Annotated in this window: 13 protein-coding genes; 9 read left to right on the top strand and 4 right to left on the bottom strand. The window is 72.8% G+C overall.

Going from position 1 to position 12,764, the window contains the following annotated elements; genetic code table 11:
* Positions 1-65 precede the first annotated feature (65 nt).
* Positions 66-1,571 carry a tRNA (N6-isopentenyl adenosine(37)-C2)-methylthiotransferase MiaB gene (gene miaB, locus ASG88_RS12395; RefSeq protein WP_056887711.1) on the top strand — a complete coding sequence of 502 codons (1,506 nt, stop codon included), beginning with the start codon at positions 66-68 and terminating at the stop codon, positions 1,569-1,571.
* A gap of 93 nt (positions 1,572-1,664) precedes the next feature.
* On the opposite strand, the gene ASG88_RS12400 is transcribed toward miaB, so the two are convergent.
* The 4 genes from ASG88_RS12400 to ASG88_RS24050 form a co-directional block, all read right to left on the bottom strand.
* Positions 1,665-2,624, bottom strand: coding sequence for a type IV toxin-antitoxin system AbiEi family antitoxin domain-containing protein (locus ASG88_RS12400; protein ID WP_056887712.1), 960 nt, complete (start codon positions 2,622-2,624; stop codon positions 1,665-1,667).
* Between the two features lie 130 nt (positions 2,625-2,754).
* The gene (locus tag ASG88_RS12405) at positions 2,755-3,045 is read right to left on the bottom strand and encodes a hypothetical protein (protein ID WP_056887713.1); all 291 of its coding nucleotides are present in this window, start codon (positions 3,043-3,045) and stop codon (positions 2,755-2,757) included.
* Positions 3,042-3,542 (bottom strand): NUDIX hydrolase, encoded by a 501-nt coding sequence (locus ASG88_RS12410; protein ID WP_056887714.1) that lies wholly within the window; start codon positions 3,540-3,542, stop codon positions 3,042-3,044. The genes ASG88_RS12405 and ASG88_RS12410 overlap by 4 nt, the downstream gene beginning before the upstream one ends.
* A 96-nt stretch (positions 3,543-3,638) precedes the next feature.
* On the bottom strand, positions 3,639-3,998 hold the full coding sequence (locus ASG88_RS24050) for an antitoxin (protein ID WP_082600392.1): 360 nt from the start codon (positions 3,996-3,998) through the stop codon (positions 3,639-3,641).
* A 73-nt stretch (positions 3,999-4,071) separates the two neighbouring features.
* Between ASG88_RS24050 and miaA the strand changes: the two genes are divergently transcribed.
* The 8 genes from miaA (at position 4,072) to ASG88_RS24215 (ending at position 12,726) form a co-directional block, all read left to right on the top strand.
* The gene (miaA, locus tag ASG88_RS12420) at positions 4,072-5,022 is read left to right on the top strand and encodes a tRNA (adenosine(37)-N6)-dimethylallyltransferase MiaA (protein WP_056887715.1); all 951 of its coding nucleotides are present in this window, start codon (positions 4,072-4,074) and stop codon (positions 5,020-5,022) included.
* Positions 5,023-5,073: 51 nt separating this feature from the next.
* A complete protein-coding gene (gene ggt / locus ASG88_RS12425; protein WP_056887716.1) occupies positions 5,074-6,906 on the top strand; it encodes a gamma-glutamyltransferase in 1,833 nt (610 codons plus the stop codon).
* A gap of 96 nt (positions 6,907-7,002) precedes the next feature.
* The gene (locus ASG88_RS12430; protein WP_056887717.1) at positions 7,003-7,917 is read left to right on the top strand and encodes a helix-turn-helix domain-containing protein; all 915 of its coding nucleotides are present in this window, start codon (positions 7,003-7,005) and stop codon (positions 7,915-7,917) included.
* Positions 7,914-8,429: a dihydrofolate reductase family protein gene (locus tag ASG88_RS12435; protein WP_056887718.1), complete on the top strand. Its 516-nt coding sequence runs from the start codon at positions 7,914-7,916 to the stop codon at positions 8,427-8,429. Before ASG88_RS12430 ends, ASG88_RS12435 begins: the two co-directional genes overlap by 4 nt.
* 114 nt (positions 8,430-8,543) lie before the next feature.
* Positions 8,544-9,332: a diaminopimelate epimerase gene (gene dapF, locus ASG88_RS12440; RefSeq protein WP_056887719.1), complete on the top strand. Its 789-nt coding sequence runs from the start codon at positions 8,544-8,546 to the stop codon at positions 9,330-9,332.
* Positions 9,333-9,667: 335 nt separating this feature from the next.
* On the top strand, positions 9,668-10,444 hold the full coding sequence (locus tag ASG88_RS12445) for an SDR family NAD(P)-dependent oxidoreductase (protein ID WP_056887871.1): 777 nt from the start codon (positions 9,668-9,670) through the stop codon (positions 10,442-10,444).
* A gap of 162 nt (positions 10,445-10,606) precedes the next feature.
* On the top strand, positions 10,607-11,530 hold the full coding sequence (locus tag ASG88_RS12450) for an NYN domain-containing protein (RefSeq protein WP_056887720.1): 924 nt from the start codon (positions 10,607-10,609) through the stop codon (positions 11,528-11,530).
* A gap of 53 nt (positions 11,531-11,583) precedes the next feature.
* Positions 11,584-12,726, top strand: a complete 1,143-nt coding sequence (locus tag ASG88_RS24215; protein WP_082600348.1) for a thrombospondin type 3 repeat-containing protein — start codon at positions 11,584-11,586, stop codon at positions 12,724-12,726.
* The last annotated feature ends 38 nt before the right edge of the window (positions 12,727-12,764 follow it).

Here is a 12,764-nt window from a genome sequence, read left to right on the forward strand (position 1 = left end):
GCGGTCGGCGGCGGTCGTTGCGCGATTCCACCGGCCCCGAGCGCCCGCCGTACCCTTGACCGGTCATGACTGCCATTCCCGAGACGCTGCCTGAGACGCCTGCACGCACCTACGAGGTCCGCACCTACGGGTGCCAGATGAACGTCCACGACTCCGAGCGCCTCACCGGGCTGCTGGAGGACGCGGGGTACGTCGCCACTCCCGCCGGCGCGCAGGCCGACGTGGTCGTCTTCAACACGTGCGCGGTCCGCGAGAACGCCGACAACAAGCTCTACGGCAACCTCTCGCACCTGGCGCCGATCAAGGCCGCCAACCCCGACATGCAGATCGCCGTCGGCGGGTGCCTCGCGCAGAAGGACCGCGCCACGATCACGGACAAGGCGCCGTACGTCGACGTCGTCTTCGGCACCCACAACATCGGCTCGCTGCCGGCCCTCCTCGATCGCGCCCGCTCGCACCAGGAGGCGCAGGTCGAGATCCTCGAGTCGCTGTCGGTCTTCCCCTCGACCCTGCCGACCAAGCGCGACTCGGCGTACGCCGCATGGGTCTCGATCTCGGTCGGCTGCAACAACACGTGCACCTTCTGCATCGTCCCGGCGCTGCGCGGCAAGGAGAAGGACCGCCGCCCCGGCGAGATCCTGGCCGAGGTCGAGGCGCTGGTCGCCGAGGGCGTCACCGAGATCACCCTGCTGGGCCAGAACGTCAACGCGTACGGCGTGGAGTTCGGCGACCGGCAGGCCTTCTCCAAGCTGCTGCGCGCCTGCGGCGAGGTCGAGGGCCTCGAGCGGGTCCGCTTCACCTCGCCGCACCCGGCCGAGTTCACCGACGACGTCATCGAGGCGATGGCCGAGACGCCCAACGTCATGCACCAGCTGCACATGCCCCTGCAGTCCGGCTCCGACCGGCTGCTGCGCGCGATGCGCCGCTCCTACCGCTCCTCGAAGTTCCTCGGCATCATCGAGCGGGTCCGCGCGGCCATGCCTGACGCGGCGATCACCACCGACATCATCGTGGGCTTCCCCGGCGAGACCGAGGAGGACTTCCTCGAGACGATGCGGGTGGTGCGCGAGTCCCGCTTCTCCGGCGCCTTCACCTTCCAGTACTCCCCGCGCCCCGGCACCCCCGCCGCCACCATGGAGGACCAGGTGCCGCCGGAGGTCGTCAAGGACCGCTACCTGCGCCTGTCCGAGCTGGTCACCGAGATCGCCTGGGCCGAGAACAAGGCCCTCGTCGGCACCCGCGTCGAGCTGATGGTCGCCGAGGGCGAGGGCCGTAAGGACGCCGCCACCCACCGGCTGTCCGGTCGCGGCCGCGACAGCCGCCTCGTGCACTTCAACCCCGAGGGCGCCGCCGGGGTCCGCCCGGGCGACATGGTCGTCGTCGAGATCACGTACGCCGCCCCGCACCACCTCGTCGCCGACGGCCCGGTCCTCGACGTACGCCGCACCCGCGCCGGCGACGCGTGGGAGGCCCGCAGCTCGGCGCCCGCAGGGCCCGGGTCGGGCGTCGGGCTCGGCATGCCGGGCATCGGCGTGCCCGCGCCGCTGCCCCCGGCGCCCGCCTGCAGCTGAGTCGACCGGCTGCTCGTCCGGACCGAGGGCTCTTCGGGATGGCGGCCCAGCAGGTCCACCCGGTGGATTCCAGGGGCCGCTGTCCCACGTGCGTCAGCTGGCGCGGCACTTCCCGGTCCTGCATGACGCGCAAGGGACGACGGTCCCGGTCCAGCCCCGCGCCTGGAGGAGCCGACCCACGTGGAAGGCCGTCGAGCACGCACCCGTGAAGACCTGGCCCCACCCGATACGGATGGTGCCCAGCCGGTCGACAGCGGCCTCGAGGTCACGCTCGAGGTCGGCGTGGCGGGCCAGGCCGGACGTGTGTCCCAGTCGGCCGTCGAGCTCGACGACCTGGTCGTACTCCTCGTAGACCACGTCGCGGTAGAGCGGGCCTCGGTGCGAGTCGCGCACCTGGCGGCTGGCCGAGGGCAGGTGGTGGGCTCGCTCGACCAGGGTGAGGTAGCCGTGCTCGAGCACCGAGCAGGCTCCCTCGTCGACGTCGCGCAGGACCCCGACGAGGAAGTCGCGGCGCGGGAGACGGGTGCGCACCTCGATGGCGTCCAGCAACCGGCGTGGAGTGGTCCACCGGGCCTGCACGGCATCCGAGAGGGTCGCCACCGCGGTGATCTCGTCGCGTGCCTCGGCGGCCACGTCGACCAGGGCGTGCTCGACCCGGACGCGGGGTGGGGAGGTGTTCCAGCGGACCTTGCTCCCCAGGTCGGCCAGGCGGTGCAGGCGCACGCCCTCGGGGACGGCCAGGGAACGCATCCGGTCGACGGCCACGTGGACCACCGCCTCGTCCTCGCGGCGACCGGGGCCGCCCTCGGCACGCAGGGCGGACTGGTGGCACAGGGCCGCCGGCCAGGCGACGAGCACGGCACCCCACGCCCGCTGCAGCCACGTGGGATCTCCCGAGTGGTCGAACCAGACGCGCGGGTGGAGGCGGACCAGGTCACGGCGACGCTCGAGCCGCTTGATGTCGTGGGGAGCCAGTCCCGCTGACAGCGCCTGGGCCCGCGAGATGACGCCCGACTGATGACGCAGCAGCGCGGCGTACTCCTCGGTGGGCATGTCTCGATGCTGTGTCCGGCCGGGCATCGCCGCAACCACGAGGTCGCCGCCTGTGGACAACGCGACAGCGGCCCCGCAGGTCCACCACGTGGACTTGCGGGGCCGCCATCTCGGTGCTGCCGTCGAACGCTCAGGCGGGCGGCTCGACCGACCCGTCCTCGGACTCCTGGCCGGCCTCGGGGTCCTGCGCGGTGCCCGACTCCTGGTCGTCCGCCTCGCCCTCGGGGGCCTGCTGCTTGTCGTCGGCCTCCGCGATCTCGTCGGGGAGCACGTCGTCGACGGCCGGGTTGTCCTCGGGGTCGAGGTCCCGGGCGAGGTTGACGTCCTCGGGGTCACCGCCGACCGCGTCGACGCCGCCGGGGTTGGGTTCCTTGTCCTCGATGACCGGCTCGGGGAGCGGGCCGAGGTCCTCGTTGTTCATCGTTGTCCCTCCGGGTCTTCGTTGAGATGGGCCTGATGGAAATGGTCGAAACCGTGGGCGAGGTAGCGCTCGCCGCTGCCGAGCCGGCTGAGCGCGAACGCCTCGTGCGGCACCACCGGGGTGGGCAGCGCGTCGAGGCGGCACCAGCGGAGCTCGGCGCACTTGTCGGGCTCCATCACCCGCGGCTCGCCCTCCCACGATCGGGCGGTGAAGAACCAGTCGACGCGCTCGTCGATGGCCTCGCCACCGCGGGTGCGGTGCATGGTGAACTCGAAGTCGAGGTCGGCGCCGGTCAGCCCGAGCTCCTCGGCGGCCTCGCGGCGGGCGGCGTCGTACGCCGTCTCGCCGCGTTCGACGTGACCGGCCGCGGCGGCGGCCCAGTGGCCGTCCATGTAGGGCGTGCCCTGCCTGAGCTGGAGCAGCACCTCGGTCCCCCCGTCGCCCTCGCGCAGGAGGTAGACGTAGGAGGCCGGCACGACCACGAAGCGATCCGTCACGGCAGCCAACCTAGTGGTGGCCGACGGGCGACGCTCACCCCCTCAGGGGCGAGCGTCGGCGGCCCCGCCTCAGGGGCGAGCGTCGGCGGCCCCGCCTCAGGGGCGGGGTGCGGAGCCGGTGGCCGGGTTGGTCGGGTCGGTGGGGAGGCCCGGCGCGTCGGGCGAGGGGGTCGGCACGGGAGCCGGGTCGGTGGTCGGCTCGGGTCCCGGGGAGGGGACCACGTCGGGGTCCGGGGCCGGCTCGGTCGTGGTGGCCGAGAAGTCGTCGTTCTTGCCGTCGAGCTTGTCCAGGCCCTCCTGGGCCTTGGTGACCCCGGTGCCGATGTGCTCGGTGTACTTGCCGCCGGTCTTCTTGTCGACCGCGTCGCCGGCCTTGGTGAGCCCGTCCGCGATCTTGTCGCCGTGCTTGTCGACGGCGTCGGTGAGCTTGGCCTTGGCGTCGTCCAGGAAACCCATCTGGTCCTCCACGAAAGTCGGTGTGCGGAGTGCGGCCCGGACGGACCGCGCCTCGTTTGGAACACTACCGACCATGCCCGCCGCGACCCACCCCGTCACGGTCGCCGTCGTGGGGGCCACAGCCTCCGGGAAGACGGGGCTGAGCCTCGACCTGGCGCAGCGGCTGGGTGGCGAGGTGGTCAACACCGACGCCATGCAGGTCTACCGCGGGATGGACGTCGGCACCGCCAAGCTCCCCCCGGCCGAGCGCCGCGACATCCCCCACCACCTGCTCGACCTGCTCGACGTCACCGAGACGGCCACGGTGGCGCAGTTCCAGGGGTGGGCCCGCGCGGCGATCGACGACATCCGCCGCCGGGGTGCGACGCCGGTGCTGGTCGGCGGGTCGGCGCTCTACACCCGCGCGATCCTCGACCGCTTCGAGTTCCCCGGCACCGACGAGTCTCTGCGCCGCGAGCTGGAGGCCGACCTCGATCGGCTCGGGCACCCCGCGATGCACGACCGGCTCGCCCGCCTCGACCCGGAGGCCGCCGACCGGATCCTCGCCGACAACGGCCGCCGGGTCGTCCGCGCCCTCGAAGTCATCGCGCTCACCGGGCGTCCCTACTCCGCGAGCCTGCCGCAGCTCGAGTACGCCGACCCGCTCACCCTCCAGGTCGGAGTCGACATCGACCGCCCCGCCCTCGACGCGCGGATCGACGAGCGGGTGCGCCGGATGTACGACGAGGGGCTGGTCGACGAGGTGGAGCGGCTGCTCGACCTCGGGCTCGAGCGGGGACTCACCGCCGGCCGGGCGATCGGCTACCGCGAGGCGGCGGCGTACCTGCGCGGCGAGATGGGCCGCGACGACGCGATCGCGCGCACCCAGGCCGCCACCCGGCGCTTCGCCCGCCGCCAGGACTCGTGGTTCCGCAAGGACCCCCGCGTCGTCTGGGTCCCGTACGACGACCCGCACCGGCTCGAGCGCACGCTCGAGGCCGTCGCGGCACTCCACCCCGGAGGGGATCGACAACCGGACGCCTGAGGCGCAGGGTGGGGGCACCCACACCCGGTCGGTCATTTCTCGGAGGCCCGCATGCGCATCGCCCTACCCGCCCTCGCCACGTCCGCACTCGTCGCGGGCCTGCTCGTCTCCGCCCCGCCGGCACCCGCCGACGAGCCGTCCCCGACCCCGGCCGCCCGGCCGACGGCGAAGATCCCGACCGCGGTCGGCTACGGCGGCGCGGTCTCCACCGTCGACCCCGAGGCGAGCGCGGCGGCGCTCAAGATCCTCAAGAAGGGCGGCAACGCCGCCGACGCCGCCGTGGCGGCCGCGGCCACCCTGGGCGTCACCGAGCCCTACAGCGCGGGCATCGGCGGGGGCGGCTACTTCGTCCACTACGACGCGAAGACCGGCGAGGTCAGCACCATCGACGGTCGTGAGACCGCCCCGGCGAAGATGCCGACCGACGCCTTCGTCGACCCGGCGACCGGCAAGCCCTACCCCTTCACCCCCGACCTGGTGACCAGCGGCGTGAGCGTCGGTGTGCCCGGCACCCCGGCCACCTGGGCGCGCGCCCTCAAGCGCTTCGGCACGCTGTCGATGGCCAAGGCGCTCAAGCCGGCCATCGGCGTTGCTCAGCGCGGCTTCGTCGTCGACGACACCTTCCGCCAGCAGACGCTGGACAACGAGGAGCGCTTCAACGCCTTCTGGGCCAGCCGCCAGCTGTTCCTCCCCGGCGGCGACGCCCCCGAGGTCGGCTCGGTCTTCAAGAACCCGCAGCTCGCGACGACGTACACGATGCTCGGCGAGGAGGGCCTCGACGCGTTCTACGAGGGCCGGCTCGCGCGCCTGATGGTCAAGATCGTGCGCAAGCCGCGCACCACGCCGAGCACGGAGCTGCCGGTCCCGCGGGGCTACCTCTCGCGCAAGGACCTGAAGAACTACAAGGTGCTCAACCAGAAGCCGAGCCGCAGCAGCTACCGCGGCTACGACGTCTACGGGATGAACCCGTCCTCCTCGGGCGGCACCACGGTCGGCGAGGCGCTCAACATCCTGGAGCGCTACGACCTGTCCTCGATGACGCCGACCCAGGCGCTGCACCACTACCTCGAGGCGAGCGCCCTGTCCTTCGCCGACCGGGGCAAGTACGTCGGCGACCCGGCGTTCGTGGACGTCCCGATCGGCAAGCTCCTCAGCGACCGGTACGCCGCCGAGCGGGCCTGCGCGATCAGCCCGACCACCGCGCTCACCAAGCCGACCGCGGCCGGTGACGTCGCGTCGTATGACGGCGTGTGCGGCGCCCCCGCCGCCCGCGGGACGGTCGATGCCGACACCGAGAACATCTCGACCACCAACCTCACCGTGGCCGACAAGTGGGGCAACGTCGTGGAGTACACCCTCACCATCGAGCAGACCGGCGGCTCGGGCATGGCGGTGCCGCGCTACGGCTTCCTGCTCAACAACGAGCTCACCGACTTCTCGACCGTCTACGACCCGGCCGACCCCAACCGCATCCAGCCCGGCAAGCGCCCGCGCTCGTCGATGAGCCCGACGATCGTGCTCAAGGACGGCAAGCCCTTCATGGCCCTCGGCTCGCCCGGCGGCTCCACGATCATCACCACCGTGCTGCAGATGCTGGTCAACCGGATCGACCTGCGGATGGGTGTCGCGGGCGCCATTGCGGCCCCGCGGGCCTCGCAGCGCAACACCGCCAACGTGACGGCCGAGCCGGACTTCATCACCGCGTACGGCGCGGGGCTCACGGCCCTGGGCCACAAGCTGGCCCCGGCCGGCGACGCCTTCACCAGTGCCGCGGAGATCGGTGCGGCCACCGCGATCGAGTTCGGCCCGGGTGGGCTGATGACCGCGGTCTCGGAGCCGGTGCGGCGCGGCGGCGGGGCGGCCCGGGTCGTCGACCCGCGGTAGTCGCCCCTCCCGACCCCCGTCCCGGCTCTCGTCGGGGCCTCGGGTCGAGCAAGATCGGTCGGGTGCTGTGGCACCCGACCGGTCCACACTGGATCCGTGACCGGACGTGACCGCCTGCGCGAGCTGCTCGACGCCGTGCTCGACGAGGACAACCCACGCCTCGACGACATGGCCGGCACGGCGTACGCCTCGCGCTTCCACTTCAGCCGGGAAGTCGCGCGCGGCACCGGCGAGACCCCGGTGGCGCTGCGTCGTCGGGTGATGCTCGAGCGGAGCGCCTGGCGGATCTCGCGCGGGCTGTCGGTGACCGACGCGGCCTTCGAGGCGGGGTACGAGTCGGTCGAGGGGTTCGGTCGCGCCTTCGTCCGGGCGTACGGCTTTCCGCCCAGCACCTTCGCAGGTCCGGGCGACGTCCGCGCGCACTGGCTCCCCGCGCCCAACGGCGTGCACTTCCACCCGCCACTCAGCCTGTGGGTCCACGAGTCCGAGGAGGTCCATCCCATGCACGTGTCCGCCCAGCTGGTCCAGCACGACATCGACGACACCGCCCACCTGATCGACGTGGCGGCGTCCGTCCCCGACGAGGACTACCGGCGCGAGGTGCTGCCGCGGCACACCGTGCTGTCCTTCGACGGCGAGGAGCCGTCGGCGGCGAGCGTGCTGGAGCACCAGGTCTTCAGCAAGGAGGTCTGGGTCGCGGCGTTCGAGGGTGCTGACTTCCCCGACCGCGGGTCCGACGACCCGGCGAGCCTCCGCGCTAGGCACGAGGCGATCGCCCCGCGCTGGCTCGCGGTGTGCCGCGACGTGGAGCAGCGTGGCGCGTGGGACGACCGGCTCATCGACGCCCTGTGCGACCCGCCCGAGTCCTTCCGGGTCGGCAGCGTCATCGCGCACGTCCTGTCCTTCGGCGCCCACCGGCGCCAGCTGGCGCGGCTGATGCTCCGTGCCGGCGGCCACGAGATCGACGACGGTGATCCGATCACCTGGAACCGCAGGAGGTATGAGGCATGACCACCATCTACTACACGGGCTGCTCGCTCGACGGCTTCATCGCGACGCCGGACCACTCGCTCGACTGGCTGACGTCGCGCGACATCGACGAGCAGGGGCCGATGCACTACGCGTCGTTCCGCGAGCGGATCGGGGCCTGCGTCATGGGGGCCACGACGTGGCAGTGGATCCTCGACCACGACGACGACCCCTGGGGCGACCTGCCGACCTGGGTGATGACGCACCGCACCTTCGAGCCGGTCAAGGCCGTGACGTTCTCCGCGGAGCCGGTCGAGCAGGTGCACGCCGCGGCACTCGACGTCGCCGCCGGCAAGGACGTCTGGCTGGTGGGCGGCGGGGACCTGGTCGGACAGTTCCACGACGCCGGGCTCCTCGACGAGGTGTGGATCCAGTACGCCCCCGTCACCCTCGGCGCCGGCGCCCCGGTGCTGCCGCGCCACGTCGAGCTGCGGCTCGAGGAGGTCACGCGCAACCGCGACTTCGCCTGCCTGCGGCACAGCGTGGTCCGGTGACGGCTGACCGGCCGGCTCGCCGACCGGCCCGCCCGGTCATCCCGGTTCGTCCAGCGCGCGTCCAGTCCGTCCGGCTCGCTCAGCCGCCCTGGTCGGTCCTGCCACACTGGGGGAGTGAGCTACCGCTTCCTCAAGGGCCACGGCACCGAGAACGACTTCGTCGTCCTGCCCGACGCCGACGGCACCGTCCACGGTGATCTCGACCCCGCCCGGGTCCGCGCGCTGTGCGACCGCCGCGCCGGCATCGGCGGCGACGGGGTGCTGAGGGCGGTCCGCGGCGACGACGGCTGGTTCATGGACTACCGCAACGCCGACGGCTCGACGAGCGAGATGTGTGGCAACGGCGTGCGCGTGTTCGCCCGCTACCTCCACGACCACGAGGGGGAGCCCTACCCGGTGTCCATCGACACCCGCGACGGCGTCAAGGTCGTCAGCGACGCCGGTGACGGGTTGCTCACCGCCGACATGGGCACCCCGCAGGTGCACGACACCACGACCGTCACCGTCGACGGCACCGGCCACGCCGCCCGGCACGTCTCCACGGGCAACCCGCACGCCGTCGCCTTCGTCGACGACCTCGCCCAGGCCGGCTCGCTGCTGACCGAGCCCGCCTACGACCACGCCGTCTATCCCGACGGCGTCAACGTGGAGTTCGTCGTACGCCGCGGCGAGCGGCACGTCGCGATGCGCGTCCACGAGCGTGGCTCCGGCGAGACCCGGTCCTGCGGCACCGGCGCGTGCGCGGTGATGGTCGCGACCGCGCTGGCCGACGACGCACCGCGCGGCACGTCGTACCGCGTCGACGTCCCCGGCGGGCGCCTCGACATCGTGTGGACCGAGGACGACCGGGTGCTCATGACCGGGCCGGCGGTGCTGGTCGCGGAGGGCGAGACCGACCTCTGATTCCTGCGGGTGCGCAGCTCTGCCGGGTGCGCGGGGTCGTTTCCCTGCGCAACTGCGCAGCTCTGACGGGCTTGCCGGTCCTGTTCCCTGCGCACGTGCGCAGCTCTGACGGGGGTGCTGGCCCTGTTCCCTGCGCACGTGCGCAGTCATGGCCACGATGACCGGTCGAGTCCCTGCACAGGTGCGCAGGGAAGAAGATGACGTCGAGCTTCTTCCCCTGCGCGGGTGCGCAGGCAAACGGGTGTGATGACTCTCCAGTCCTGCGCACGTGCGCAGGAACGGAGCGGGCCGACGCCGCGCGCGAGCCGGGGAGAGCGCCGAATATGCTCGCGCGCATGGACATCACCGGAGCTTCCGCCATCGTCACCGGAGGGGCGTCGGGCATCGGCGCCGCCGTCGCCCGCGCCCTCGCCGCCCGCGGCGCGATCGTCGTGGTCGCCGACATCGACGCGGAGAAGGGCGAGGCCCTCGCCGAGGAGATCAAGGGCGTCTTCGCGCGCGTCGACGTGACCGACACCGAGCAGATCGCCGCCGCCGTCGAGGCCGCCGCGGCGATCGCCCCGCTGCGTGCCTGCGTCAACTCCGCCGGGATCGGCTGGGCCCAGCGCACCATCGGCCGCGACGGGGAGCTCGCCTCCGCGCACGACCTCGGTGCCTTCCGCAAGGTCGTGGAGATCAACCTCATCGGCACCTTCGACATGACCCGACAGGCGGCGACCCTGATGTCGCGCAACGAGGCCGACGCGGACGGCCAGCGCGGCGCGATCGTCAACCTCGCCTCGGTGGCGGCGTTCGACGGCCAGATCGGCCAGGCGTCGTACTCCGCGTCCAAGGGCGGCGTGGTCGGCATGACCCTGCCCGTGGCCCGCGACCTCGCTGCGTCGGGCATCCGCCTCAACACGGTGGCCCCCGGCCTGGTCGACACCCCGATCTACGACGCGTTCCCCGAGCCGGAGGCCTTCAAGGCCAAGCTCGGCGAGTCGGTGCTCTTCCCCAAGCGCCTCGGGCACGCCGAGGAGCTGGCCAGCATGGTGGTCGAGTGCCTCACCAACTCGTACATGAACGGTGAGACGATCCGCGTCGACGGCGGCATCCGGATGCCTCCCAAGTGACCAGTGGGACTGGTGGTCCTCGAGTGGCAGCACCGAGGGCCGCTGGTCCAGACAGATCACCCACAAACCGTCAACATCTGGACGGGTCCACGGACAGCCCTGCGTGACGGGTGCACTGTCGGGGCGACAACACGTTGCCTCCGGGGGGATGGTGAACCAGACATGGCGTACGGATCACGGTGGTTCCTGCACAATGCCCAGAACGCGCCCAAGGCGCAGCACGGCCGGACGGGCGAGCCTGCCTCGCGCGGCGGTGCGGACGAGGGTGGCGAGGTCTCTCTCAGCGAGCTGATCCACTCCTCGCTGCGGGCTGCCGAGGCAGCCGAGCCTGCTGAGGTGGCTCAGGCACCGCAGGCGGACGACGTCCCCACCGCTGCCGACGTCGAGGCCGAAGCCGAAGCCGAGCCCGAGCCCAGGAGCCTTGAGCTCTCAGCCCTCGTGCGCCAGTGGATGGCGACCCGGACCGACCTGCGGGCGAGCGGCGGTCCGGCCGGTGACGTGATCCAGCTTCCGACCGCCGAGGAGAGGACCGGCCCCGAGCCGTCGGACGAGGCGGCCCACATCGCGCTGGACGACCCGCGCGCCGCGCTGCCCCGCCGCCGCAGGGAGCTGCCCCGGTCCACACCGGCGCGGCGCATGGGCGTGCTCATCGACGCGCACACCACCCTGCCGGAGTCCCTGGACGGGTTGTTCGACGCGCTGGTCGACGAGGGGACCGTCAGCGTGTCGCGGGCCTACGGCGACTGGAGCCCGATGGGCTCCCAGGAGTGGATGCCCCAGCTGCGCCACCACGCGATCCAGCCGGTCCACCACTTCCCGACCGAGCACGACCAGCGATCGATGGTCGCGATGACCATCGACGCCGTCGACCTGGCCCGGGACTCCGCCGTCGACGTCCTCGTCCTCGTCGGTGACCTGGCGTCGGGCCACCCGCTGCTCCAGCGGCTCAACGCCTGCGGCATCCCGGTGCTGGCCTTCGGGCCCACGGACACGCCGTACGACGTGCGCGCGCTGTGCGAGGAGTTCGTCGACCTCGGGTTCCTGGACGCCCGCGAGTCCGTGGGCGCGGGCCGGCACCGCGCCTGACTTCTGCCGGTCGGGTGCACGGCGCGTCCGGTCGTGCTTACCCTGAGCGCGCCATGACTGCGATGACTCTCGGGATCCGTGCCGCTCTGCTGACCCTGCTGGCGGGCGCCCTCGCCGCCGCGCCGACGACCACCACCGCGAGCCCGGCCACCGCCGCGACCGTGGTGCCCTGCGTCGTCACCCACACCTACGACGGCGGCGCCGTTGAGCTGCCGCCGGCGCCGGCGGCGGGTGACTTCCAGCGGACCAGGGTGCCGCTCGTGGTGCAGGACCCGGCCACCGTGGAGGACGTGGACGTCAGCTACACGATCGACCACGAGCGCGGCGGCAAGCTCACCGTCGCGCTGGGCGCGAGCGAGGGGGCGACCAATGTCCTGCAGGCCGCGGGCGACCGTCCCGGGGCGCAGCCGGGAGCGCTGACCTTCGACGACGAGGCCGCCGCGCCGTACGCCGACGGCTCGCCGGCCGGTCGCTACCTCCCGGCCCACTCGCTCACCCTGCACGACGGCCTCGGCATCCAGCGGACCTGGCGACTCGTGGTCGACAATCACGCCACCCAGGTGGCAGGCCGGCTCACGGCGTGGTCGATCACGGTGACCCGCTCGTCGTGCGACGCGGACGGCGACGGCGTCGAGGACCACGGCGACAACTGCCGCGGGGTCGCCAACTCCGACCAGGCCGACCTGGACGCCGACGGGACCGGCGACGCCTGCGACGGCGACCGCGACGGTGACGGCATCGTCGTGGGGGACAACTGTCCGACCCTGGCCAACTCCGCCCAGGTCGACTCCGACGGCGACGGGACCGGCAACGACTGCGACCTCGACGACGACGGCGACGCGGTGCCCGACCGGGAGGACGGCTGCGCCGGCCTCCCCGCCTCGACCGCCAGCGGCTGCCCGGGAGCGGCCCGCACCGCGTCGCTCACCGTGCGCAAGGCGTCCGGTCGGCTGACCGGTCGGCTCTCCTCCGACGTCCGACCCTGCCGCCGCGACCAGGCGGTGGCGCTCTGGCACAAGCGACCGGGCAAGGACCGGCGCCTGGCCGTCGTCAGGTCTTCCTCGACCGGCCGCTACGCGGTCCGGCTGCCCCGCCAGCCCGGGAAGTACTACGCCTCGGTCCAGCGGACCTACGTCCTCGGCGTGGCCGAGTGCGCCGCCGACCGGACGAAGGTCGTGCGGGTGCGCCGCCGGTAACGGTGTCGACCCGGCCCATCCGGACGACGGTCCAGCAG

Source organism: Nocardioides sp. Soil777 (genome assembly GCF_001428425.1).
GTDB classification, from domain to species: domain Bacteria; phylum Actinomycetota; class Actinomycetes; order Propionibacteriales; family Nocardioidaceae; genus Nocardioides; species Nocardioides terrigena.